Origin of the sequence: Bradyrhizobium sp. WSM1417, from assembly GCF_000515415.1 — a bacterium.
Classification (GTDB): Bacteria; Pseudomonadota; Alphaproteobacteria; order Rhizobiales; family Xanthobacteraceae; genus Bradyrhizobium.
Genome location: NZ_KI911783.1, coordinates 7923437 through 7947016, shown reverse-complemented (window position 1 = coordinate 7947016; position 23580 = coordinate 7923437). Strand labels below are relative to the sequence as shown.

The following is a 23580-nucleotide window of genomic DNA, read 5'->3' as shown; positions in this document are numbered from 1 at the left end:
ATGTTCCCGGTCGATGTGAGGACCTTAGCGCGAGCCTTTCCGAAACCGCTTAAAAAGGCTGGTTAATCCAACCTCACCGCCGCGCATGATTGACAAGACCTTGGCGCGCATGATTGACGAGACGTTGCGCGCAAGGTGCGAATCTGAGCTTTTGGTGGGCTGAAAATGCTTGAAGTCCGCGCGATCAGGGCACATCTGTGGGTTCCGGTCCCGCAGCCCGCCCCAACAGGATTTCGTTTGTGAACCCTTCACCAAGCTCGACGCTTTCGCCCAAGGATTCGTCCACAGCCAGCCGCGACCTGTTCGACCAGTCTGCGCTCTCCGATCTCGCGCAGCGGCTGGTAGAGGCTGCCCGGCGTGCCGGCGCGGATGCGGCCGATGCGGTCGCCGTGCGCGGCGTCTCCCAAGGCGTCGAGGTGCGCGACGGCCGGGTCGAGGAATCTGAGCGCTCCGAGGGCGACGATGTCGGCTTGCGCGTGCTGGTCGGCCGGCGCCAGGCGGTGGTCTCGACCAACGATGCCAGCGGCGATGCCGTGACCAAGCTTGCCGAGCGAGCGGTTGCGATGGCGCGCGTCGCGCCCGACGACAAATATGTTGGCCTTGCCGATCCCGCACTGCTCGCGCGCGACTTCCCCGATCTCGATCTGCTCGACCCTGACGTGCCCGCGACCTCGGAGCTCGAGCGCCGCGCGCTCGAAGCCGAGGCTGCGGCGCTCGCTGTGAAGGGCGTGACCAAATCCGGCGGCGCCTCGGCCTCCGCCGGCATGGGCGGCATGGTGCTCGTCACCAGCACCGGCTTCCACGGCTCTTATCTACGGTCCAGCCAGGGCATCTCCGCCACCGCCATTGTCGGCGACGGCACCGGCATGGAGCGCGACTACGACTTCACCTCGGCTCCGCATGGCGCCGATCTGCTGTCGCCGGAGATCGTCGGCCGTTCCGCGGGCGAGCGCACCGTGGCGCGCGCCAATCCGCGCAAGGTCGAGACCTGCAAGGTGCCTGTGGTGTTCGATCCGCGCGTCGCGGGCTCGCTGGTCGGTCACGTCGTCGGCGCCATCAATGGCGCTTCGATCGCGCGCAAGACCAGCTTCCTGAAGGACAAGCTCGGCCAGCAGCTGTTCGCCAAGAACATCCGCATCATCGACGATCCCCTGCGCAAACGCGGCCTGCGCTCGCAGACGTTCGACGCCGAAGGCGTTGCCGTGAAGAAGATCGCGCTGATCGACGAAGGCGTGCTGACGACCTGGCTGCTCGATTGCGCCACCGCGCGTGAGCTCGGCCTCACCACCACCGGTCACGCCCATCGCGGCGTCTCCTCCTCGCCGTCGCCTGGGCCATATAATCTGCATCTTGAACCCGGCACGCCCACGCCGGCCGAACTGATCGCCGACATCAAGCAGGGGTTCTACGTCACCGATCTGATCGGCTCGGGCGTCAACGGCGTGACCGGCGATTACAGCCGCGGCGCCTCCGGCTTCTGGATCGAGAACGGCGAACTCACCTATCCCGTGAGCGAGGTGACGATCGCCGGTCATCTGTTCGAGATCTTCAAGTCGATGCAGCCGGCGAACAATCTCGAGTTCCGTTACGGCGTCAATGCGCCGACGGTGCGCATCGAGGGTTTGACGCTTGGCGGACGCTGACGCGAACGCAACTGGCGCGATCATCCCGGCGCGCGACGCGGCGCTGCTGCAAGACACGGTGCGGGAGGCGGGCGCACTGGCGCAGTCGATGTTCCGCACCGAGCTGAAGAAGTGGACCAAGGGCGCGTCCTCGCCAGTCTCGGAAGCCGACATTGCCGTCAACGATCTCCTGGAAGCGCGGCTGCGCGCAGCGACGCCCGACTATGGCTGGCTGTCGGAGGAGAGCGCCGACGACGAGGTGCGGCTGTCGCGGCGGCTGACCTGGATCGTCGATCCCATCGACGGCACCCGCAACTACCTCAACGGCAATGACGAATGGTGCGTCAGCGTCGCGCTGGTCGAGGATGCCTCGCCCGTGCTGGCCGCGGTGTTCGCGCCGACGAGCGATGAGTTCTTCTTCGCCGCCCGGGGCCAGGGCACGACCCTCAACGACGTGCCGGTGCGGGCGACGGCGGGATTCGAGCTCGACTTCTCGCGGGTTGCGGGTCCGAAGCCCCTGGTCGAGCGCCTGAAGCCGTCACTGGGCGAGATCAAGCTGCATCCGCGAATCGGTTCGCTCGCGCTGCGGCTGTGCCGGGTCTCCCATGGCGCGCTGGATGCGGCTTTTGCGGGCGGCAACAGTCATGATTGGGACCTTGCGGCGGCGGATTTGATCGTGCAGGAAGCCGATGGTAGGATGAGCGATCTCTCCGGAGATCCCATCCTCTATAACCGCCGGCAAGTCACGCATGGGGTGCTGGTGGCAGCGGGTCGCGATCGTCATGCGAACATTGTCTCGCATTTTCGAAACCGCCCCTTGCCGTGACGCGCTTTCTCGTGCTTGTCGAACACTGCTTTGCCGGGCAGCCCGTTAGGAACAGAACCGATGCCAGATAGTGCCCCGCAACAACTGCTCCACCTCGTCGTCGGCGGCGAGCTCGTCGATCTCGAGCACAACACTTTCAAGAACCTCGACGACGTCGAGATCGTCGGCCTCTATCCGAACTACGCGACCGCGCACGCCGCCTGGCGCGCCAAGGCGCAGAGCACGGTCGACAACGCGCAGATGCGCTATTTCATCGTCCATCTCCACCGGCTGCTCGACCCGAATCAAGAACCGGCGCGTTGAAAAAGCTGCTTCGCAATACGCTGAGGAGCAGCTTCGTCCAGCGTGCCGTCGGAATCCTGGCGGCCGAATATCTGCGTCTGGTCTGGCGGACGAATAAATTCACGTTCGATCCGCCTGACGTCTATGACCGGGTCGAGCCGCAGATCCCGGCGATCTTCGCGTTTTGGCACGGCCAGCATTTCCTCACGCCGTTCATCAAGAACAAGGACTGGTATAAGGCCAGGGTCCTGATCTCCCGTCACCGCGACGGCGAGTTCAACGCGATTGCCGCCGAGCGGCTCGGCATCGGCACCATCCGCGGGTCCGGCGACCATGGCGGCGCGTTTCACCGCAAAGGCGGGGTCGGTGCCTTCAAGGAAATGGTGCGGACGCTGCAGGACGGTTGTAATGTCGCGCTGACCGCCGACGTCCCCAAGCGCTCGCGCGTGGCCGGGCTCGGCATCATCATGCTGGCACGGGAATCGGGGCGGCCGATCATGCCTTTTGCGATGGCGACCAGCCGCTTCGTCCGGCTCAAGAACTGGGACCGCACCACCATCAACCTGCCGTTCGGGCGGGGCGCGTTGGTCGGCATCAAGGAAATCCACGTTCCGCCGGATGCGAACGCCGCCACCATGGAAGCGCTGCGGCTCGAGCTGGAGGAGACCTTGAACGAGGCGACCCGCCGCGCCTATGCGCAGCTCGGCCGGCCGGGACCTGCAGATGCCTAAATCGCTGCCCGGCTCGCTGCCGTTGACGCTGCGGATGTACCGGCGCCTGGCGCGCGGCCTGGTGCCGCTCGCGCCTGTGCTGATCAAGCGGCGCCTGAAGCAGGGCAAGGAAGATCCCGCGCGGGTCAGCGAACGGCGGGGCCTGTCCCGGGACGTGCGGCCGCACGGTCCGCTGGTCTGGATTCACGGCGCCAGCGTCGGCGAGGTCCTCGCCGCGGCGGCATTGATCGAGCGCTTGCGCGATCTGAACCTGCGCATTCTGCTCACCTCGGGCACGGTCACGTCGGCTGCCATTGTGGCAAAGCGCTTTCCGCCCGACGTCATCCATCAATACGTGCCGTATGATTCTCCGCGTTATGTCGCGCGCTTCCTCGACCATTGGAAGCCGTCGCTGGCGCTGTTCATCGAATCCGATCTCTGGCCGAATCTGATCCTGGCCGGCGCCGCGCGCCGCGTGCCGATGGTGCTGATCAACGGGCGGATGTCGCCGCGCTCGTTCCCGCGCTGGCGCCGCATGCAAGGCACCATCTCGGCGCTGCTGTCGCGGTTCGACATTTGCCTGGCGCAATCGAAGACCGATGCCGAGCGTTTCTCGGCGCTCGGCGGCCGCGACGTCGTCACCACGGGCAATCTCAAGCTCGACGTTCCCGCGCCGCCGGCCGATCCCGCCAAGCTCGAACGGCTGATGGCGATGACGCGCGGGCGTCCGATCATCGTCGCGGCCTCGACCCATCCGGGCGAGGAGGAGATGCTGATCGCGGCGCATCGCAGCCTCAGCGGGTTCTTCCCGCAGCTCCTGACCGTGATCGTGCCGCGCCATCCGGACCGCGGCTCCTCGATCTCGGGCCTGATCACGGCGTCCGGCCTGAAGCCGGCCCTGCGCTCGCGCGACGAGATGCCGACGGCGACCACCGACGTTTACATCGCCGACACCATGGGCGAGCTCGGCCTGTTCTATCGCCTCTCGGACATCGTGTTCATGGGCGGATCGCTGATCCACCATGGCGGCCAGAATCCGATCGAAGCAATCAAGCTCGGCGCGGCCATCGTCCATGGTCCGCACGTCTTCAATTTTGCCGACGTCTACGAGGCGCTCGATCACAGCGGCGGCGCGCGCCAGGCCGACACGCAGGAGCTGCTGATCAAGCAACTCGGCCAGCTGCTCGCCGATCCTGCCCTGCGCCAGAAGATCCAGCAGTCGGGCGCCGGCGTGGTCGAGGATCTCGGCGGCGCGCTCAACCGCACCATGACCGCGCTGGAGCCTTATCTTCTGCAGTTGCGGATCGAGATGGGGGCCGCCAATGCGTGAGCCGGCCTTCTGGTACCGGCCACGTTCGCTCGAATCGTACGCGTTGGGGCCGCTGGGTGCGCTCTACGGCGCCATCACCGAACGGCGGATGCTGCGCGAGGGCGTCGACGCCGGCATCCCCGTGATCTGCGTCGGCAACTATCATGTCGGCGGCGCCGGCAAGACGCCGACGGTGCTGGCGCTGACCAAGCTCTTGCGCGAGCTCGGCGAGACGCCGGTGGTGCTCAGCCGCGGCTATGGCGGCAGCCTCAAGGGCCCGGTGATGGTCGACCGGATGCGTCACACCGCGTCCGATATCGGCGACGAGCCGCTGATGATGGCGCGCGACGTTCCTGTTGCAGTTGCGCGCGACCGCCTCGACGGCATCGTGCTGGCGAAGTCGCAAGGCGCCACCGTGATCCTTATGGACGACGGTTTCCAGAACCCGCGCCTCCTAAAGGACACCTCGCTGATCGTGATCGACAGCGAACGCGGCCTCGGCAATGGCAAGGTGTTTCCGGCCGGTCCGCTGCGTGCGCCGCTGAAGGCGCAGCTCGCGCGCACCGACGCGCTGGTCGTGATCGGCGGCGGCCGCGCCGCCGACGATGTCGCCGCCGAGCTTGCCAGGCGCAACAAGCCGGAGCTGCGGGCGCGGTTGAAGCCGGATGCCGGGTCGGTCGCAAGACTACTGGGCAAGCCGGTGTTCGCGTTCGCCGGCATCGGCGATCCCGAACGGTTCTTCCGTACGTTGCGTGCTGGCGGTATCGAGCTCGCGCGCACGCGTGCCTTTGCCGATCATCACGTGTTTTCAGACGAGGAGATCGCAGCCCTCGCCGCGGAGGCGCGGCGCGAGCAGCAAACACTGGTGACGACGGAAAAGGATCTCGCGCGTCTGCACGGCCGCGAGGGTGTGCCGGAAGGCATCGTGCCGTTCGCGGTGCAGCTCGAATTCGACGACCCGGCTGCGCTCCGGCAACTGATCAGCGATCATCTCTACAAGGCGCGCGAGCGGCGATTTTCAAGGCGTTGAAACCCACTGTCGTCCTGGCGAACGCCAGGCGGCGAGGACATTCAGGCGCCATTCATCGCAGGCTCCTATCGTTTTAAGACGATCGGGAGAATTTCGATGAAGTTGCTGTCCGCGGCCTCACGCTTGCGGCTTGGGCGCGCCCGGGTAATGCCGTTCGAGCACGGCGGCGGGTGTGGCGTAGGCTTCCTGCAAATCCACGCTCCAGTATTTCAACTCGTCGAGCGGGATGCGCGTATCGGTGATCGCGCAGCGCACGAAAGTCCCCGGCGAGATCACGCGGAAATCGCCGTCGAGATACTGCACCTGCGCTTCGCCATGGCCCGAGGGGCCGAACTTGTTCAGCACGGTCGAAAGTCTCCGTGGAAGGCCGCTCCGGGATCACATGGGAGGGCACGATGTGTTGGACGGGATGTAGCATAGATAGGGTGGCTTGTCCGCCCGGTAAACCCACCGGTTTGTGATGTTTTGGCGCCGTTTCCGCATGATAGTGCTTGAGCGAAGGATCCAACGGCAAAGTTCGATGCGCCTTCCGTTCACCGCCCTGTTCCTGACGTTCCTGATCTCGGCCGCGCAAGGCTCGCCGGCGCCGCAGCCGGTCGAGATACCGCTTTCGTCCGGCGTGCTGCATGCGCAGCTCTACAAGCCCGAGGGCGCGGGACCGTTTCCGACCGTGATCGCGCTGCACGGCTGCGGCGGCCTCGGTGGCCATTCCGATTCCGTCCTGCCGCGCTATCGCGACTGGGCCGAGCGGCTGCTCAAGTCCGGCAATGCCGTCCTGCTCCCTGACAGCTACGGCTCGCGCGAGCTCGGGCCGCAATGCCGCGTCAAGGACATCCACGTCAAGGCGCGGCGCGAACGCGTCACCGACATCGCGGCGTCGCGCGCCTGGTTGATGCGGCAGAGTTGGGTTGCGCGGGACCGCGTCAGCCTGATGGGCTGGGCGAACGGCGCCAGCGCGCTGCTCTGGGCCGTGCGTCCGCAGAGCCTTGCGCGCGAGGTCGGCCCGGATTTCCGCGCCGCGATCGCGTTCTATCCGGACTGCAGGATTTCCGCTGGCCTCGGCTGGAGCACACGGGTGCCGACGCTGGTGCTGATCGGCGGCAATGACGACGTCTCGTCGCCGCCGGCCTGCCGCCAGATGGTCGATGGTGCGCATGGCCGCAGCGCGCTCGCGCGCATCGTGGTCTATCCCGGCGCCTATCACGATTTCGACCGCGCCAACACGCCGCTGCAGGCGGCCGGCAGCCTTGATGCCGCCGCGCCCGAGCACGGCCATCTCGGCACCGATGCGGCAGCGCGCGCGGAGTCGCAGAAGGAAGTCGCGGAGTGGCTGGCGCGGTAAAGGGGGTCTTGTAGCCCGGAAGCCCGTGACGACGCCATCATTCGACCACGATGTCGATTAAACGCAATCCCATGCGCAACCGCTTCGTCCTGTTCTCCTCCGCCCTGATCGTCTTCACCGTCGCGGTCTTCCTGTTTGAAGCCCATCTCTTCGAAGCCCATGCCGGCGCGCCGGAACATTGCGGCTTCTGGACCACGATCGACGCGGGCTTGTCCTGCCGGTAGGGCGGACTGCTGCCACGCCGTCATTGCGAGCGCAGCGAAGCAATCCAGGGTCCCGCCGCGGAAAGATTCTGGATTGCTTCGCTGCGCTCGCAATGACGAGGTTGGGGCCTCTCCACCGTCGTCCCGGCCTAGTGCGCAATTGCGCACGGGGGGCCGGGACCCATACCGCGTGATCTGTCTGTTGCGAGCGGTGGGAGTACCGAACGAGCAGTCTTCGCCAAACCGCTCCCTGTGGTTATGGGTCCCGGCCCCCGTGCGCAATTGCGCACTAGGCCGGGACGACACCGAGGGTGGAACGCCGCCCTCCCGCCTAAAACAAATTCCCCTGATCCACCGGCTTGCCCACGCGCTTCGGCGCGGGCTTCGCCTCTTGCGCCGCCGCCTTCGCTTGCGACGGCGCGCGCTTCGCTGCAGCCGCGGGCCGATCCGCATCCGCGGTCGCGCCCACGCGGCCATCCGCAAACTCGATCTCAACCCTTGCACCGGGCCCGATCGCGTCCGCCGCATGCAGGGGATGGCCGGCTTCGTCGCGCACCAGCGCAAAGCCGCGCGCAAGTACGCCGCGATAGGACAGCGCGGAAAGCAGCTTGCCGCTGTTCTCGACGCGGGCATCGAGCCGCTGCAACAGCGTCACCAGCGCGCGGCCCGCGCGCTCGGCAAGGCGATGCGTGCGTTCGCGCTGTCGCGCAAGCGCGTTGCGCTGCGCCTGCGCATTGGAAAGCTTGGAGGCACGCAAGCGCACCTCGAGCCCGGCGAAACGATCACGCCGCCGCCGCAGCAACGAGCGCGTGGACAGCCCGAGCCGCTCGCCGCACACCGTGAGGCGATGATCGGCCTGCGAGATCTGGCCGTGCAGCACCCGCAGCGTCAGCTTGGCGCTGGCCGCGGTGAACCGGCGGAAATGCGCATGCGTGTTGGCCTTGAGGCAGCGGGGCAGGGACGCACCCGCTGAATCCAGCCGCTGCCGCGGGATCGCCAGCAGATCGCCTGCCGCCGGCAGCGCGCGCGCGGCCGCACGCAGCTCGCTGCGACGGCTCTCCTGGCCGCGTTGCCAGCAGGACCGGGTGCGTCGCCCGAGATCGCCGACCTCGACAAAGAGATCACTGCGCACCGGCACGGCCATCTCGGCCGCCGCCGTCGGCGTCGGCGCGCGCTTGTCGGCGACGAAATCGATCAGCGTGATGTCGGTCTCATGCCCCACGGCCGAGATCAGCGGGATCATGCTCTCGGCCGCGGCGCGGACCACGATCTCCTCGTTGAACGACCACAGATCCTCCAGCGAGCCGCCGCCGCGCGCGACGATCAGCACGTCGGGGCGCGGAATCTTGCCGCCCGCGGCAATCGCATTGAAGCCGCGGATCGCAGCCGCGACCTGCTCGGCCGAGCCTTCGCCCTGAACTTTCACCGGCCACACCAGCACGTGGCGGGGAAAGCGATCCTCCAGCCGATGCAGGATGTCGCGGATCACGGCGCCGGTCGGCGAGGTCACCACGCCGATCACCTCCGGCAGCCACGGCAGAAGCTGCTTGCGCGCCTCGTCGAACAGGCCTTCGGCGGCGAGCTTCCGCTTGCGCTCCTCCATCAGCGCCATCAGCGCGCCGATGCCGGCCGGCTCCAGCGCCTCGATCACAATCTGGTATTTCGAGGAGCCCGGATAGGTCGTGAGCTTGCCGGTGGCGATGACCTCGAGCCCCTCCTGGGGCTTGAAGCGCATCCGGCCGTGCACGCCCTTCCAGATCACCGCCTCGATCTTGGCGCTCTCGTCCTTGAGCGCGAAATAGCAATGGCCGGAGGAATGAGCCCCGCGGAAGCCGGAGATCTCGCCGCGGACCCGGACATGGCCGTAGGTGTCCTCGACCGTCCGCTTCAGGGACTGCGAGAGCTCGGAAACGGTGAATTCGGGAGTGTTGAGCAGGGGTTCCGCTGAAGGCATCGGCAAACGATTCGGCATGTGGGGATCAGACCCGACGTTAAGGATTTTTGCAGCGCCGCGCCAATCCGGGTATTGATCAGGAGAGTACTCTGTAATATAGAGTTCTCTATAGTTGATCGGTTTGAGGGGAGTGGATCATGGCAATTCGACTGCTGCGCGGTGTTTTGAGCGGACTCAAATGGGCCCTGTGTGCGGTCGGCGGCGTGGCGCTGATCCTGGCTGCCATGATCGCAACGCCGCTGGAGCGGCCGCCGGAGATGCGATCGGTCTCCGACTCCGCCAAGGGCATCGATTGGTCCACGCTGCCTCCGCTCGAGCGCTTCCAGGCCCGCGACGGCACCTGGATCGGCTTTCGCCACTACGCTGCCAGCGGCGCTGCGACGGGCCGCGGCGCGATCTTCATCCACGGCTCGTCCGGCTCCAGCGGCACCGTCAATCATGCCCTGACCCATGCGATCGCCTCGCGCGGCGTGGAGACCTGGGCGCTCGACATTCGCGGCCATGGCGGCTCCGGCACCCGCGGCGACATTGGCTATGTCGGCCAGCTCGAGGACGACCTCGTCGATTTCGTCGCCGAGGTGCGCAAGACCGCGCCGGAGCTGCCGCTCACCCTCGTCGGCCATTCCGCCGGCGCCGGCTTCTCGCTGCGCGTCGCCGCGACACCGATCATGCAGGACATGTTCGTGCGCACCGTGCTGCTCGCGCCCTATCTCGGCTATGACGCGCCGACCAACAAGCCGCATTCCGGCGGCTGGGCCAATGCCGACCTGCCGCGCCTCTTCGCGCTCGCCGCATTGCGCAAGCTCGGCATCGACTGCTGTTCGCAGCTTCCGGTGCTCGCGCTCGCCGTTCCCGCGACTTCGGCAAAGTACCTCGTCTCCACCTATTCCGAGCGCCTGATGCGCAATTTCGCGACGCGCGGCTATCGCGTCGATCTTCCGGCGACGACACGCCCGGTCACGATCTTCGGCGGCGCCGAGGACGAGATGATGATCTCGGATAAATATGCGGAAGTCGTGCAGGCCATCAAACCGTCGGTCGACGTCAAGATCATCGACGGCATCAACCACATGGGCATCGTCACCAACCCGAAGGCGATCTCGGTCATCGCCGACGATGTGGCGACGCGCGGGGCAGGGCAGTCATGATGCGCCCCGTTGATGACAGGGCAATCGCATATGAGAGCGAACGATGGAGCGGCATCGGCGGTAGGCTCCCTCCCCCGCTTGCGGGGGAGGGCTGGGGAGAGGGCTGTCGCCGCAATGGGATCGTCGAGAATTGCGGAAAAAATCCCCAAGTGGAGAGAGCCCTCACCCGCCGCGCGCGGGACGATGCTGGCGCATCGCCCGGGTCGCGTCGGCCTCTCCCGCAAGCGGGAGAGGCGGGAGCAAGCCGCCTGGTCCGCCTGACGTCTCGAAGGACGAAGCGCTTGCTCAGCTGTCACCGAGCGTCATACGAGATAGCCCAGGGACAGAAAGGGACGACATGATCGACAGCAAGGAAGCTTCCGCGGCGCTGGCCGATGTCGACGACATCGTCCAGCGCGTGAAGCAATCGCAGCTCTACGAGCTGGCGAGCCACGCTGCCGTCTGGTGGGGCATCCTGGTGTTCGCGGCCAATCTCGTGACCTGGCTTTGGCCGGTCTATGCGGTCTACGCCTGGGTTGCCGCGGATGCTCTGGGCGCCGGCGGTCTGGTGGCGCTGCGCATCTTCAATCCGCCGCATCAATCCCATGGCGTCGCCTTCAATGTTAGGCTGCTTCTGGTGTTCGTGCTGTTCTTTGCCTTCGGTTATCTCTGCACCAATTTGCTCGGTCATTTCGGCCCGCGCCAGCTCGGCACGTTCTGGCCGCTCTACTTCATGCTGTTCTATTCGCTGGCGGGCCTGTGGTTCGGCTATGCCTTCATGGCCATCGCTCTCGGCATCTCCGCGCTGACGCTGATCGGTTATTTCTACATCGGCGAGGCGTTTCCGCTCTGGATGGCCTTCGTCAATGGCGGAGGCCTGATCCTCGGCGGCCTCTGGATGCGGCGGATCTGATGGCCGAGCTCGACGACATCATCCACCAGCCGCTGCGGCTGAAGATCATGGCGGCCCTGAACGCGCTGCCGGGTACCGCTGGATTGGAATTCTCCCGGCTGAAAAAGCTCACCGGCGCCACTGACGGCAATCTCGGCGCGCATATCGAGACGCTGGCCAAGGCGGGCTACGTGTCGGTGGAGAAGGCGTTCGTGGGGAAGAAGCCGCAAACCACGGTGACTGCGACTGCAGCGGGCCGCGGCGCGTTCGCGCGGCATGTGGCGACGTTGCAGGAGATTATTGCGGGGAAGCAGGGGTAGGACGTGTACTCATAAACGTCGGCTTACCAACGCAAAGCGGAAGTCTCCCACCTCGAGCGCGATCGGCGGCTTGTGACCCTGAAGCGACATTCGGTCGGCATCCGCTGAGTTAAGGCTTGGTGTTGTACAGCGCGACGGCAAATGCAGTCAAAGCTACGCCTGAGCACAAGGTTACGATCAAGGCCCTCAAATATCGCAACCTGTAACGCTTCCCTGAGGCTGAAAGCTCGTCGGGGAAAAGAACAGCATTTAGCCGCCAGACCCTTACAGTCCATCGGCGCGGTCCGCCAGGAGCGATATTCAGAACCGCACGGATCCCGAAATAGCTTCCTACGACGGCGGACACCATTGTCGCGAAGAATGCGACAACAGTGCCCAACAAAAGAACATTGCGAACCATGGCGCTTTAATATCAGGCCAAAGCCGCAATGTCGCCAGTTGGCCCATCGCTTCCGTTGACTTGGTGCCGTACATGTCGGTTCACGAGGCTAGACCGGAAGTTTGCATCGGAGTGCCAAACCGGCGCGAATGTCCATTGCGGACATATCCGTGGCTTCGCGATCGAGGTGCAGATTGCTGTGCCCTCGCCCCTTGTGGGAGAGGGCATCTCCGTTGGCAGACACGGGCACACTCGGGTGAGGGGTCTGTCTCTGCAAATATTTGTGCGTGTGGATGGAAACCCCTCATCCGGCGCTTCGCGCGAGAAAAACCCTCTCGGTACCCGTGCTCACGGTGACGCCGTTTTACTCCCGTGGGGGAAGTCGCCAGGCATTGGGTCTAGGTCGCGAACTAGCGCATTCCCAATGCGCAAGCAGCAACCCCGCTACAAGTCTGGACGGCCGCGGATGGAAGAGAAAAAACCGCTGATCAGGCCAACCACTTGAACGATCATCCACTTTCCGCAGCGATGATCTTACCAAAGTCTCTTCCCGTCATATTCTCGCGCTATCGCGCGAGGTTTTGACAGCTCACTCAGATACTTATCGGCATAGTAGTTTTCGGTCACCTACATCAGCGGTTTTTTTGCAAGAGCGCTGATGACATTGCGTCCTGCTTAAGGCCTTACGATCACTCAAGATCTTTTTTGACCGCCGAATGATCTTGGCACCACGTGCCGATGCTGACCCAATGGCGACATCGGTTCGGATCGTCTGAGCCAAGTAGCACGGAGCTAATGTGGTGGACCAATTTCAACGACTCGAAATACACTTCCTCGGAGCAGTTATCCGTGCCGACGGAGTGGTCGGCATAGCTGCGGCGGTTGTGATTATCACGATCCTTCTGTTGATGTACTCGCACGCCGAGGGGCTGTGACGGACAATGGCGCTAGCGCTCAAGCAACTAATAGCTTCCTATCGAAGCGATTTGGACTCGCCTTTCCAAAAACTTCGCTATCAGGTGCGCATCAAGCAGGGCCGCACGTTCGATCGGATAAGTGAGAAGTACGGCCACCATCAGGTCCGAGGCATCACGGCGCCAACGCTGCTTTACTGGTACAAAGTTTCGGGTTCTGGCGGTCGGACTGCCGCTGCGAATGAAATGATCGCGCGGCTTCGGGCTCTATTTAAGTTTGGCTTTACGCTGCTCGAAGATCCAGAGTGCAGGCGACTTGCGGAAATACTTCGCCAGAGCCGGTTTCGCACTCAGGGACCGCGCTTCGTGCAACTAACTGCCGAGCATGTCCAGGCTATCCGTCGCACGGCTCGCGAACACTTTGGTTGGTATTCGATAGCTCTCGTTCAAGCGTTTCAATTCGAATTGAGGCTTGGCCAAAAGGATGTAATTGGTGAGTGGGTCCCTGTCGGGGAGCCGGGAAGCTCCGACGTTGAAATCGATGGTCGGAAGTGGCTCCGTGGCCTACGTTGGTCCGACATCGACAAAAGTTTGATCTTGCGGCACACGACAGGATCAAGCGGCCGCCCGATTGAAGTCGATCTGAAGAAGGCTCCGATGGTGTTGGCGGAGTTCAAGGCCCTTGGCCTCGACATTTTGGCGCTCCCCACGTCCGGCCCAATTATCATCAACGATGTTACCGGCTTACCTTGGTCCACGACCGAATTTCGCAGAAAGTGGAGATTGGTGGCTAAGAAAGCGGGGGTACCTGATGTGGTAAAGAACAGGGACAGCGTTCCAACGGGCACAATAGTGGGCGGACCGGATCAGGCTCCAGTGTCGCAGCGATTACGCTTGCGCGCATTGGTCAAAATTTGAGAAGGGGCCGTCACTAGGAGGGGAGAATTGAGGCCGTGTGCCCTTGCTCCCGCCAACCGGCTTCGGCACCGGTCTACGCCATGGCTGCTCGTCCAGCCTTGTCAGGGGAATTGAGTTATGACCGATCGCCTGCCGATTGATGCGTTGCGGAATTCCGCCAAATCAGGACTCGTCGGCAGCGATGGCGATGATAGCGCCATCACCGATATGATTCCGATTGGCAACACGCTCTATATGGTCAAAGAGCGTGGTATTTATGGCGTTCAACTTGCGGATCAGATCGATCCCCAACGCACCAACGCTTCCATCCCTGATACGCAACAGAAAATACTGGCGATCGGGTCGAGCGATCCAATCGTTTCGCGGACGCTTCTTACCGCGCACACGCTGTTCGACGAGAAGATGCTGCCTGCCTCCTTTGAGCAGGAGAAGGGATTGTGTCTGGCTCTTGAATTGCTGAAAGATTTCGTGGCCATAGAAACCATTCGCCTCGACTTGGAAACGGTCGAGTTGCAGGCTCGTGCCGCTTACGAGGCGCAGCGGCCGGTCTCCGGCATGTTGGCCCTGCCGTCGATTGGAAATCTTGACGCTCGATGTGATGCGTTCGCACAAAAAGCGGGGCACATCGTGAATACGCTTGAGGCGATAGCGAGGCTCTTTTACGCCAGCGAAATTCGAAGCAAGTGGATCGATTCCCTGACTGCGCTTGTAGGTAAGTGCTATGGAAACGATTCATCGTTTGCACGGTATATGAGAGAGGCGGGACCGTTTCTTCTGTTCGTTCTCGGTATGCGCAATATGATCGAACATCCGACCGAAGAAAAGCATATCAAGACGTTCGACTTCAAGATGACACCGAGCGCACTGATCGACCCACCCTATGTTGAGATCGTTCGCCCTGGCGAAGAGAAGCAAAAGGCCACGATCACTCCGTTGATGAAGAAGATGGTCGACGACTTACTGTCTGTCTCGGAAGTGCTGATCGCTCATCTCTGTGCGGTCCATGTCCAGCAGTTCGCGGGCATGCCAATCGACGTCGTTGAGCTGCCAATCGAGCAGAGATCGAACAAGACCCAGCGCTTTTACTATGGGTGTCAATTCGGCGATCAAATAGTGCGGATCGGTTAAGAGGTCTGGGCGCGTTCGGCGTCGCCGGACCGGGCCCTCAGGCGCAAAGGCGCCCCGAACCGCTTCGTGTTTCGGCCGCCCAGTGACGATCCCATCGCGCAAGCAAATAAGGCAGCCGTTCGGCTGACTTTCCTCGGTATAAAAGGCCCGCGGCCGCCAAGCTTCCGAGGCACCTTTTGGGCGGAAATCGCGCGCCATGTAGACTATGCGCTCCGGACCAAGATCGAATCGGTCGCTCAAAGGCCCCCAACTTCCTGCATTGATTTCGGCCTGCGCGCCGCGTTAGGCCGAACACTTCAAGGGGATGCCTCTGCCCACGCCGGGATGACGGCGAGTTCGGGGCCATCCCCCCTTGAGACCCACCCCGATTCGTGCGACTCCGCCAGCACAAACCTCTACTTTTCGAGCCCTCGATGCACATTCTCCTGCTCGGTTCTGGCGGCCGCGAACATGCTCTGGCGTGGAAGATCGCAGCCTCTCCCCTGGTGACCAAATTCTGGTGCGCGCCGGGCAATGCCGGGATCGCGCGCGAGGCGGAATGCGTGGCGCTGGACGTCGCCGACCATGCCGCCGTGATCGACTTCTGCAAGACGAATGCGGTCGAGCTCGTGGTGGTCGGCCCGGAGACGCCGCTGGCGGCCGGTATCGTCGATGACCTCACCGCCGCCGGCATCAAGGCGTTCGGGCCGGACAAGATCCCCGCCCAGCTCGAAAGCTCGAAGGGCTTCACCAAGGCGCTGTGCACCGAATTCGGCATTCCGACCGGCGCCTACAAGCGGTTCACCAATGCCGCCGATGCGCGTGCCTACGTCCAGAGCCAGGGCGCGCCGATCGTGGTCAAGGCCGACGGACTTGCCGCCGGCAAGGGCGTCGTCGTCGCCAAGTCGGTGCGCGAGGCGGAGGACGCCATCGCCATGATGTTCGAGGGCGGCTTTGGCGAGGCCGGCGCCGAGGTCGTGGTCGAGGAGTTTCTGCCGGGCCGCGAGATCAGCTTCTTCGCGCTGTGCGACGGCGAGACCGCCATTCCGCTGGCGTCCGCGCAGGACCACAAGCGCGTGTTCGACCATGACGTCGGCCCGAACACCGGCGGAATGGGCGCCTATTCGCCGACGCCGCTGGTGACGCCGGCGATCCATGACGCGATCATGGCCAAGATCATCCTGCCGACGGTATCAGGCATGAAGCAGCGCGGCACGCCGTTCCGCGGCATCCTCTACGCCGGGATCATGCTGACGACGCAGGGCCCAAAGCTGTTCGAATTCAACGTGCGCTTCGGCGATCCCGAGTGCCAGGTGCTGATGCTCAGGATGATGTCGGACATCGTGCCGGCCTTCCTCGCCGCCTGCGACGGGCAGCTGAAGAACTTTGACCTCCGCTGGCATCCGGAGGCCGCACTCACGGTGGTGATGGCGGCGAAGGGCTATCCCGGCGACTATCAGAAAGGCACGCGGATCGAGGGGCTCGACGCCGCCGCCAAGGTCGAGACCGCCGAGATCTTCCACGCCGGCACGGTCGAGAAGGACGGCGCCATCCTCGCCAATGGCGGCCGCGTGCTCAACGTCTGCGCGCTCGGCAAGACCGTGACGGAGGCGCAGGCCCGCGCCTATCAGGCCGTCGACCGCATCAACTGGCCGGAAGGTTTTTGCCGCCGCGACATCGGCTGGCAGGCGGTGGACGCCGAGAAGGCCAAGAGCTGACAAGGCCAAGAGCTGACAGGCCTTTTTCGCACCCGCGCGCAATGAGCGGCCGCGCCGTCGGCACTCCGAAATTGTGTAGGCGGCTGTTGGACTTAGCTACTGTGCATGGGGTTGTTTTTCGACTTTTTGTTTTGGGGCATTCTCAAGACCGAACAGATCCCGCGCTGACAGATAAGGATGCAGAAGATGTCCGATCTCGCCGACCTCTATCCCGGCTTCGCCTCCGAATGGATCAACACCTCCTTCGGCCGCATCTTCGCCCGCATCGGCGGCAAGGGACCGCCGCTGTTGCTGCTGCACGGCTTCTCCGAGACCAACGTGATGTGGCACCGCGTCGCGCCGCAACTGGCCGACGCCTTCACGCTGATCATCGCCGATCTGCCCGGCTATGGCTGGTCCGACATGCCCGAGAGCGACGCGCTGCACATCCCCTACAGCAAGCGCGCGATGGCCAAGGCCATGGTCGAGGCGATGGAGCGCCTCGGCCACGTGCACTTCGCGCTCGCCGGCCATGACCGCGGCGGCCGCGTCTCGTATCGGCTGGCGCTCGATCATCCCGGCCGGCTGTCGAAGCTTGCGGTGCTCGATATCCTGCCGACCTATAATTACTGGGAGCGGATGAACCGCGCCTATGCGCTGAAGATCTATCACTGGACGTTTCTGGCGCAGCCCGCGCCATTGCCGGAAACGCTGATTTCGAGCAATGGCGAGTTCTTCCTGCGCTTCAAGATGGCGAGCCAGACCAGGTCGAAGACGTTAGAGGCCATCGACGCGCGCGCGCTCGAACACTACATCGCCCCGTTCCGCGATCCCGCCCGCGTGCATGCGATGTGCGAGGATTACCGCGCCGGCGCCTATTTCGACTACGATCTCGACAAGGCCGATTTCGAGGCCGGCAAGAAGATCACCATTCCGATGCTGGCGCTGTGGGGCAATGCGGGCGTCGCGCAAGCCGCCGCCACCCCGCTCGACATCTGGAAGCAATGGGCGACCAACGTCGAAGGCCAGCCGGTGGATTCCGGACACTTCCTCACCGAGGAAAACCCCGACGTCACCGCAAAGGCGCTGCGCGAGTTCTTTGCCGCGCCTTAGCGCCGCTCGCGAAAGAAGTCCTTGAGCAGCCGCGCCGCCTCGCTTTCGCCGACCCCGGAATAAACATCCGGGACGTGATGGCAGGTCGGCGACGTGAAGAACCGCACGCCGGATTCGACCGCGCCGCCCTTGGGGTCGGCGGCGCCGTAATAGAGGCGCCTTACCCTTGCAAACGAGATCGCGCCCGCACACATGGTGCACGGCTCCAGCGTCACGTAGAGGTCGCAGTCGACCAGGCGCTCGCTGCCGATCTTTTTGGCCGCCTCGCGCAGCGCAACGATCTCGGCATGCGCCGTGGGGTCGTAGTCGGTCAGCGTCCGGTTCGCCGCGGTGGCGATGACCTCGTAATTGCGGACCACGACGCACCCGATCGGAACTTCGCCCGCCTTTCCGGCGTTTTCGGCCGTTTTGAGCGCCAAATCCATGAAAGAGGGGGCTTTCAAGCCTCGTATCATCGCGAGAAACCTGCTAGTAGCTGCGCCTTCAGCAGAAGTGCTTACCGATTTTGCCTGAGCATGCGGCTCGAGACGAGCGCGCACAATGCTTTCTGGCCACCCCCTGAGTGAGATTATTCATGCCTCGCGACAGCGACAAAGACAACGATTCCCGCGGCCGGCGTGATCGCGGCCCGGGCAAGGGCGGCCCCGCCAAGGGCCGCTCCGGCAAGCCACGCGGACCCGACAAGAAGTTCGCCAAGCGCGGCCCTCCCGGGGACAAAGGCGACGCTCGCCCGCCCCGCGGCGACCGCGACAGCCGTCCCTTCCGCCGCCGCGAGGAGGGCGATGCCCCGCGCCGCGACTTCAGCGACCGTCCGAAGTTCAACCGCCAAGACCGGCCGCGTGAAGATCGGCCGCGCGGCGAGGATCGTGGCGAGCGCAGCTTCAAGCCGCGTGGCGATCGTCCCTTCAAGCCGCGTGAGGACCGTCCGTTTTCCGATCGTCCGTCGCGCGACGGCGAGAAGCGCCCGTTCAAGCCCCGTGGCGACCGCCCATTTTCTGATCGCCCCTCGCGCGATGGCGACAAGCGGCCGTTCAAGCCGCGCGGTGATCGCCCGTCCTATGGGCGTGATGACCGTCCGCCGCGCAGGGATCGCGACGATTCCCGTCCGGCCGGCCGAACCGGCGACGCGAAGTTTGGCGACAAGCGACCTTACGCGCCGCGTGGCGACCGCCCGGAACGCAAGTTCGACGGCGAGCGGAAGTTTTCGCGCGGCGCACCAGATCGCAATCGCAGCGAGCGCAGCGATTCGAAACCCTGGCAGAAGCGCGATGCGGCTCCGCGCGGTGACCGGCCGCCGCGCAAGGACTTCAGCAAGGGACCGCGCAAGGATTTCGGCGGCGGCGACCGCGGTCAGGACAAGCCCTGGCAGAAGCGCGATGATCGGCAAGGCGGCGGCGACGACCGTCCGCGCTTTTCGCGTTCGCGCGACGATCGTCCATCGGGTGACCGTCCGTTCCGCGAGCGCCCCAAGTTCGATCGTCCTAAATTCGATCGTCCCAAGTTCGATCGTCCACGCGATGATCGTCCGAGGTTCGATCGCGGCGGCGATCGCCCGAAATTCGATCGTCCGCGCGAGCGCTCCGAGGGCCGTTCCGACTGGCACGAGCATCCCCGCAGCGAAGCGCGTTCCGGCGATCGTCCACGCCGCGAAAACGAGGACGAGAGCAGGATCTTCGAGAAGCGTCCGGCCTTCGGCGGCCGCGGCGCCTATCGCGAGCGCGATCGTGATTCCGAGCGGCGGCCGCGCCGCGAGGAAGAGGTCAAGCCGAAGAAGGCCGGCGAGCGTATCGCCAAGGTACTGTCGCGTGCGGGCCTCGCCTCGCGCCGCGACGCCGAGGAGATGGTCACGCAGGGCCGCGTCAGCGTCAACGGCCGGGTGATCAATTCGCCTGCGCTCGACATCACCTCGAACGATGTCGTCACCATCGACGGCAAGCCGCTGCCGGAGCGCGAGCGCACGCGGCTGTTCCTCTATCACAAGCCGCGCGGCCTGATGACGACGCATGACGATCCCGAGGGACGTCCGACCGTGTTCGACAATCTGCCCGAAGGCCTGCCGCGGCTGATCTCGATCGGCCGGCTCGACTTCAACACCGAGGGCCTGCTGCTGCTCACCAATGATGGCGGGCTCGCGCGCACGCTCGAGCTGCCGGACACCGGCTGGCTGCGCCGCTACCGCGTCCGCGCCCATGGCGACGTCACGCAGGCGCAGCTCGACGAACTGAAGAACGGCATCGAGATCGAGGGCGTCAAATACGGTCCGATCGACGCCACGCTGGAGCGTGACCAGGGTGCCAATGTCTGGCTGGTTTTCGCGATCCGCGAGGGCAAGAACCGCGAAGTGCGCAACGTCTGCGCCCATCTCGGACTCGAGGTGAACCGGCTGATCCGGGTCTCCTACGGCCCGTTCCAGCTCGGCGAGGTCCCGGAAGGCCAGGTCGAGGAGATCAAGTCCCGCGTGCTGCGCGACCAGCTCGGCGAAAAGATCATCGAGAAATCGGGCGCACAGTTCGACGTGCCGCAGAAATCTGCCTCGCATGAGGGAGACGACGCGCCGCGCGAGAAGAAGCCGGCGACCAAGCGTGGCGTGATCAACGACCGCAAGGGCCGCCGCGTGCTGGTGCAACGCACCGGCAGCGAGGAAGCGCGCGAGCGCAACGAGGCTGAGGCGAGCGGCTACGGCCCGCCGCGCCGTCCCAAGCGCGGCTATCACGGCAAGCGCGATCTGGCGCCGAAGGAGGACTGACGTTGCGCGTCGTCGGCGGTCGATTGAAGGGGCGCAATCTGGCCTCACCGTCCTCGCGCGATATCCGCCCCACGGCGGACCGCCTGCGTGAGTCCGTGTTCAACATCCTCGTGCACGCCTATGACGATCCGATTGCGGACGCGCGGGTGCTCGATCTCTTTGCCGGCACCGGTGCGCTGGGCATCGAGGCGTCGTCACGCGGCGCGAAATTCGTGCTGTTCGTCGACAACGGCGCGGAAGCGCGCGCCCTGCTGCGGAACAATGTCGAGACGCTGGGCCTGGGTGGCGTGACAAAGGTCTACCGTCGCGATGCGACCGATCTCGGGCCTGCACATCCGGTCGAACCGTTCTCGCTGGTGTTCCTCGATCCGCCCTATGGCAAGGGGTTTGCGGAGAAGGCGCTTGCGAGCTTGCGCGACGGCGGCTGGCTGACGCCGGGTGCGCTGCTCGTGGTGGAAGAGGCGAAGGCTGCGCAGTTCGTCACACCGGAAGGCTTCGAGGAATTGGAGCGGCGCGCTTATGACGACACGGAGTTCGTGTTTTTGAAGCGGCCCTAGCTCGGTGCGTAGGGTGGGGCGTGCCCACCACTTTTATCGGATCGCGGAGAGACGGTGGGCACGGCGCGTTGCGCCTTTGCCCACCCTACGGCACCGGTGTTTATCTCCGCCCGAACAGCTTCTCGACATCCGACAGCTTCAGCTCGACATAGGTCGGGCGGCCGTGATTGCACTGGCCGGAGTTCGGCGTCTCCTCCATCTCGCGGAGCAGGGCGTTCATCTCCTCCGGCCGCAGCCTGCGGCCGGCGCGCACCGAGCCGTGGCAGGCCATGGTGGCGGCGACGTGCATCAGGCGGCGCTCCAGAGGCAGCGCCTCGTCCCACTCGGCCATGTGCTCGGAAAGATCGCGCAAGAGCCCGCCCGCATTGGTCTTGCCGAGCAGCGACGGCGTCTCGCGCACCGCGACAGCGCCGGGGCCGAAGGATTCGATCGCAAGGCCGAACGATGCCAGCTCCTCGCTGCGCTCGAGCAGGCGCTCCACCGTGGCCTCGTCCATCTCGACGATCTCGGGGATCAGCAGGATCTGCCGCTGCACGCCGTTCTCCGCCAGCGAAGCCTTCAGCCGTTCATAGACGATGCGTTCATGCGCGGCGTGCTGGTCGACGATGATCAATCCGTCGCGAGTCTGCGAGACGATATAGGTCTCGTGGATCTGCGTGCGCGCAGCGCCGAGCGGGCGGTCGACCAGGTCACTGACCGGCTGGGATTCGATCCGCACGTCCGCGCTGGGTGCGCCGACATCGAACGCAGCCTGCGCGCGCTCGGTAAATGCCGGCACGGCGGAGCCGTCGAATGACGGCATCGGCGCGACCGGGGCGGATGGCGACGCCCGCCAGTCCCAGCTTGCCGGGCGCGGCGTAAATGCGGGGCGGAACGACGACAGCGCGCTCTCGCCGCTGTTGGCCGCTGTACGCCGGCCCTCCCGTGCAAGCCCTTCCTTCAATCCGTGCACGATCAGCGCGCGGACGAGGCCGGCGTTGCGAAACCGCACCTCGGTCTTGGCCGGATGTACGTTGGCGTCGACCTCGCGCGGATCGAGCGTCACGAACAGCGCCAGCACCGGATGGCGGTCGCGCGGCAGATAGTCGGCATAGGCCCCGCGGACTGCCCCTAGGATCAGCTTGTCGCGCACCGGGCGGCCATTGACGAAGAGATATTGCCCGAGCGCGTTGGCTTTGGTCAGCGCCGGCGCTGCGGCATAGCCGGCGACCACCACGCCCTCACGCTCGGCATGGACCTCAAGGGCATGGCTGCGGAACTCTGCTCCCAGGATGTCGCCGAGACGCGTGAGGCGACCGGCGACGCCGGGCAGTGCCGCAGCCCAGGTCACCGGGGCGCGCTCTTCGCCCGCCAGCGTGAAGGCGATTTCGGGCCGCGCCATCGCGAGGCGCCGCACGACCTCACGGATCGCTTCCGCCTCGGTCCGGTCGGTCTTCAAGAACTTCAGCCGCGCCGGCGTCGCGTAGAAGAGGTCATTGACCTCGACCCGCGTGCCGTGGGCCAGCGCCGCCGGCATGATCTCGGATTTATCACCACCCTCGACGTTGAGCGCCCAGGCGTGCGGCTCGCCGGCATGCCGCGTGGTGATGGCAAGCCGCGCCACAGAGCCGATCGAGGGCAGCGCCTCGCCGCGGAATCCGAGCGTACGGATCTGCAGCAAATCCTCGTCGTCGAGTTTGGAGGTGGCGTGACGCTCGACTGCCAGTGACAGGTCCCTGGCGGTCATGCCGCCGCCGTCGTCGGTGATGCCGATCCGCCGGCGCCCGCCGCCATCGGTAAAGACGTCGATCCGGCTCGCGCCGGCATCGATGGCGTTCTCGACCAGCTCCTTGACCACGCTCGCGGGACGCTCGACCACCTCGCCGGCGGCGATGCGGTTGACGACCTGTTCGGGTAATTGGCGGACGGGCATGAGTTCGATTTCAGATTCGAGACGCTATTCTAGGCCGTGTTGCGTCAAAAGCATGTGTTGGGCAACAGGAACGTGGCGGGCTGGGGAAAAGGGCTGTCTATCGCATTGATGGGATTGGACGTTCGAGAAAATCGCGCAACCGGGAGGGATCGATCTCCGGCTGCCGTCCCGATTGTGGGGTAACGGGCTGCGGTGTAGCATCGCGAAAAAACGGCAACAGGACGGGAGGACGCCATGTGCCATCTCTTCGCGCATCAGCCCCAACGCGACTATGAATCCCAGACCCGCTCCTTACGGATCGGTGGGCATTGCACCTCGATCCGTCTGGAAATGGCGTTCTGGGACACGCTGGAGGAGATCGCGGCCAAGGAGAACATGAGCGTCGGCAAGTTCCTGACGACGCTCTACAACGAGGTGCTCGACCATCACGGCGAGGTCAACAATTTTGCCTCGTTGCTGCGCTGCTCCTGCCTGATCTATCGTTCCAAGACGGCAGCGCCGGTGCAGGCGTTCAAGACGATGGTTGCGCCCATCCTCGATGCAGCGGAATAGCCCTGATGTCGTCCTGGCGAAGGCCAGGACCCATACCGCGGGATCCATCAGCGATGGGCGGTATGAGT

General features: G+C 64.7%; 22 protein-coding genes. 18 read left to right on the top strand and 4 right to left on the bottom strand.

Going from position 1 to position 23580, the window contains the following annotated elements:
• The first annotated feature begins 239 nt into the window (after positions 1-239).
• Genes BRA1417_RS0138950 through lpxK form a run of 6 tightly spaced genes read left to right on the top strand, consistent with a single transcriptional unit; the run spans position 240 to position 5779 of the window.
• Complete coding sequence (locus BRA1417_RS0138950; protein WP_027520422.1) at positions 240-1643, top strand: TldD/PmbA family protein; 1404 nt, start codon at positions 240-242, stop codon at positions 1641-1643.
• The gene (locus BRA1417_RS0138945; protein WP_027520421.1) at positions 1630-2448 is read left to right on the top strand and encodes a 3'(2'),5'-bisphosphate nucleotidase CysQ; all 819 of its coding nucleotides are present in this window, start codon (positions 1630-1632) and stop codon (positions 2446-2448) included. Before BRA1417_RS0138950 ends, BRA1417_RS0138945 begins: the two co-directional genes overlap by 14 nt.
• A gap of 60 nt (positions 2449-2508) precedes the next feature.
• Positions 2509-2751, top strand: coding sequence for a DUF4170 domain-containing protein (locus BRA1417_RS0138940; RefSeq protein ID WP_007596929.1), 243 nt, complete (start codon positions 2509-2511; stop codon positions 2749-2751).
• Complete coding sequence (locus BRA1417_RS0138935) at positions 2748-3461, top strand: lysophospholipid acyltransferase family protein (protein WP_027520420.1); 714 nt, start codon at positions 2748-2750, stop codon at positions 3459-3461. Before BRA1417_RS0138940 ends, BRA1417_RS0138935 begins: the two co-directional genes overlap by 4 nt.
• Positions 3424-4770: a 3-deoxy-D-manno-octulosonic acid transferase gene (locus tag BRA1417_RS0138930; RefSeq protein WP_027520419.1), complete on the top strand. Its 1347-nt coding sequence runs from the start codon at positions 3424-3426 to the stop codon at positions 4768-4770. The genes BRA1417_RS0138935 and BRA1417_RS0138930 overlap by 38 nt, the downstream gene beginning before the upstream one ends.
• Positions 4763-5779, top strand: coding sequence for a tetraacyldisaccharide 4'-kinase (lpxK, locus tag BRA1417_RS0138925; protein WP_027520418.1), 1017 nt, complete (start codon positions 4763-4765; stop codon positions 5777-5779). Before BRA1417_RS0138930 ends, lpxK begins: the two co-directional genes overlap by 8 nt.
• Before the next feature lie 117 nt (positions 5780-5896).
• Here the strand turns inward: lpxK and BRA1417_RS0138920 are convergent, their stop codons facing one another.
• The gene (locus BRA1417_RS0138920) at positions 5897-6124 is read right to left on the bottom strand and encodes a DUF2093 domain-containing protein (protein WP_007596922.1); all 228 of its coding nucleotides are present in this window, start codon (positions 6122-6124) and stop codon (positions 5897-5899) included.
• A 175-nt stretch (positions 6125-6299) separates the two neighbouring features.
• Here BRA1417_RS0138920 and BRA1417_RS0138915 point away from each other — a divergent pair, with 175 nt between their 5' ends.
• Positions 6300-7121, top strand: coding sequence for a dienelactone hydrolase family protein (locus BRA1417_RS0138915; RefSeq protein WP_027520417.1), 822 nt, complete (start codon positions 6300-6302; stop codon positions 7119-7121).
• A 50-nt stretch (positions 7122-7171) separates the two neighbouring features.
• Positions 7172-7345 (top strand): hypothetical protein, encoded by a 174-nt coding sequence (locus BRA1417_RS44595; protein WP_198034943.1) that lies wholly within the window; start codon positions 7172-7174, stop codon positions 7343-7345.
• 310 nt (positions 7346-7655) lie between these two features.
• Here the strand turns inward: BRA1417_RS44595 and xseA are convergent, their stop codons facing one another.
• The gene (xseA, locus tag BRA1417_RS0138905; protein WP_027520416.1) at positions 7656-9278 is read right to left on the bottom strand and encodes an exodeoxyribonuclease VII large subunit; all 1623 of its coding nucleotides are present in this window, start codon (positions 9276-9278) and stop codon (positions 7656-7658) included.
• Positions 9279-9415: 137 nt separating this feature from the next.
• Between xseA and BRA1417_RS0138900 the strand changes: the two genes are divergently transcribed.
• From BRA1417_RS0138900 to BRA1417_RS0138865, 7 genes are all read left to right on the top strand, one after another.
• Positions 9416-10426: an alpha/beta hydrolase gene (locus BRA1417_RS0138900; RefSeq protein ID WP_027520415.1), complete on the top strand. Its 1011-nt coding sequence runs from the start codon at positions 9416-9418 to the stop codon at positions 10424-10426.
• Between the two features lie 337 nt (positions 10427-10763).
• On the top strand, positions 10764-11318 hold the full coding sequence (locus BRA1417_RS0138895; protein WP_027520414.1) for a hypothetical protein: 555 nt from the start codon (positions 10764-10766) through the stop codon (positions 11316-11318).
• Positions 11318-11617, top strand: coding sequence for a transcriptional regulator (locus BRA1417_RS0138890; protein ID WP_027520413.1), 300 nt, complete (start codon positions 11318-11320; stop codon positions 11615-11617). The genes BRA1417_RS0138895 and BRA1417_RS0138890 overlap by 1 nt, the downstream gene beginning before the upstream one ends.
• Positions 11618-12937: 1320 nt before the next feature.
• The gene (locus tag BRA1417_RS41585) at positions 12938-13828 is read left to right on the top strand and encodes a hypothetical protein (RefSeq protein WP_051448458.1); all 891 of its coding nucleotides are present in this window, start codon (positions 12938-12940) and stop codon (positions 13826-13828) included.
• Positions 13829-13945: 117 nt separating this feature from the next.
• Positions 13946-14956: a hypothetical protein gene (locus tag BRA1417_RS0138875; protein WP_027520412.1), complete on the top strand. Its 1011-nt coding sequence runs from the start codon at positions 13946-13948 to the stop codon at positions 14954-14956.
• A 413-nt stretch (positions 14957-15369) separates the two neighbouring features.
• Positions 15370-16653 (top strand): phosphoribosylamine--glycine ligase, encoded by a 1284-nt coding sequence (gene purD / locus BRA1417_RS0138870; RefSeq protein WP_027520411.1) that lies wholly within the window; start codon positions 15370-15372, stop codon positions 16651-16653.
• A gap of 186 nt (positions 16654-16839) precedes the next feature.
• Complete coding sequence (locus BRA1417_RS0138865; RefSeq protein WP_027520410.1) at positions 16840-17745, top strand: alpha/beta fold hydrolase; 906 nt, start codon at positions 16840-16842, stop codon at positions 17743-17745.
• Here BRA1417_RS0138865 and BRA1417_RS0138860 read toward each other — a convergent pair.
• Positions 17742-18200, bottom strand: coding sequence for a nucleoside deaminase (locus BRA1417_RS0138860; protein WP_007596901.1), 459 nt, complete (start codon positions 18198-18200; stop codon positions 17742-17744). The two genes, BRA1417_RS0138865 and BRA1417_RS0138860, sit on opposite strands and share 4 nt — an antisense overlap.
• Before the next feature lie 119 nt (positions 18201-18319).
• On the opposite strand from BRA1417_RS0138860, the gene BRA1417_RS0138855 reads away from it, so the two are divergent.
• Both BRA1417_RS0138855 and rsmD read left to right on the top strand, forming a co-directional pair.
• Complete coding sequence (locus BRA1417_RS0138855; protein ID WP_027520408.1) at positions 18320-20491, top strand: pseudouridine synthase; 2172 nt, start codon at positions 18320-18322, stop codon at positions 20489-20491.
• A 2-nt stretch (positions 20492-20493) separates the two neighbouring features.
• Positions 20494-21048 carry a 16S rRNA (guanine(966)-N(2))-methyltransferase RsmD gene (rsmD, locus tag BRA1417_RS0138850; protein ID WP_027520407.1) on the top strand — a complete coding sequence of 185 codons (555 nt, stop codon included), beginning with the start codon at positions 20494-20496 and terminating at the stop codon, positions 21046-21048.
• Between the two features lie 100 nt (positions 21049-21148).
• On the opposite strand, the gene mutL is transcribed toward rsmD, so the two are convergent.
• Positions 21149-22960 (bottom strand): DNA mismatch repair endonuclease MutL, encoded by a 1812-nt coding sequence (mutL, locus tag BRA1417_RS0138845; RefSeq protein ID WP_027520406.1) that lies wholly within the window; start codon positions 22958-22960, stop codon positions 21149-21151.
• A gap of 234 nt (positions 22961-23194) precedes the next feature.
• Between mutL and BRA1417_RS0138840 the strand changes: the two genes are divergently transcribed.
• Positions 23195-23512, top strand: a complete 318-nt coding sequence (locus BRA1417_RS0138840) for a ribbon-helix-helix domain-containing protein (protein WP_027520405.1) — start codon at positions 23195-23197, stop codon at positions 23510-23512.
• The last annotated feature ends 68 nt before the right edge of the window (positions 23513-23580 follow it).

Coding starts and splice junctions, on each gene's coding strand:
- BRA1417_RS0138875 (WP_027520412.1), top strand. CDS start 13,946: ATGACCGATCGCCTGCCGATTGATGCGTTGCGGAATTCCGCCAAATCA.
- BRA1417_RS0138865 (WP_027520410.1), top strand. CDS start 16,840: ATGTCCGATCTCGCCGACCTCTATCCCGGCTTCGCCTCCGAATGGATC.
- BRA1417_RS0138860 (WP_007596901.1), bottom strand. CDS start 18,200: ATGATACGAGGCTTGAAAGCCCCCTCTTTCATGGATTTGGCGCTCAAA.
- xseA (WP_027520416.1), bottom strand. CDS start 9,278: ATGCCTTCAGCGGAACCCCTGCTCAACACTCCCGAATTCACCGTTTCC.
- mutL (WP_027520406.1), bottom strand. CDS start 22,960: ATGCCCGTCCGCCAATTACCCGAACAGGTCGTCAACCGCATCGCCGCC.
- lpxK (WP_027520418.1), top strand. CDS start 4,763: ATGCGTGAGCCGGCCTTCTGGTACCGGCCACGTTCGCTCGAATCGTAC.
- BRA1417_RS0138940 (WP_007596929.1), top strand. CDS start 2,509: ATGCCAGATAGTGCCCCGCAACAACTGCTCCACCTCGTCGTCGGCGGC.
- BRA1417_RS41585 (WP_051448458.1), top strand. CDS start 12,938: ATGGCGCTAGCGCTCAAGCAACTAATAGCTTCCTATCGAAGCGATTTG.
- BRA1417_RS0138840 (WP_027520405.1), top strand. CDS start 23,195: ATGTGCCATCTCTTCGCGCATCAGCCCCAACGCGACTATGAATCCCAG.
- BRA1417_RS0138895 (WP_027520414.1), top strand. CDS start 10,764: ATGATCGACAGCAAGGAAGCTTCCGCGGCGCTGGCCGATGTCGACGAC.
- BRA1417_RS0138855 (WP_027520408.1), top strand. CDS start 18,320: ATGCCTCGCGACAGCGACAAAGACAACGATTCCCGCGGCCGGCGTGAT.
- purD (WP_027520411.1), top strand. CDS start 15,370: ATGCACATTCTCCTGCTCGGTTCTGGCGGCCGCGAACATGCTCTGGCG.
- BRA1417_RS44595 (WP_198034943.1), top strand. CDS start 7,172: ATGTCGATTAAACGCAATCCCATGCGCAACCGCTTCGTCCTGTTCTCC.
- BRA1417_RS0138900 (WP_027520415.1), top strand. CDS start 9,416: ATGGCAATTCGACTGCTGCGCGGTGTTTTGAGCGGACTCAAATGGGCC.
- BRA1417_RS0138890 (WP_027520413.1), top strand. CDS start 11,318: ATGGCCGAGCTCGACGACATCATCCACCAGCCGCTGCGGCTGAAGATC.
- BRA1417_RS0138915 (WP_027520417.1), top strand. CDS start 6,300: ATGCGCCTTCCGTTCACCGCCCTGTTCCTGACGTTCCTGATCTCGGCC.
- BRA1417_RS0138930 (WP_027520419.1), top strand. CDS start 3,424: ATGCGCAGCTCGGCCGGCCGGGACCTGCAGATGCCTAAATCGCTGCCC.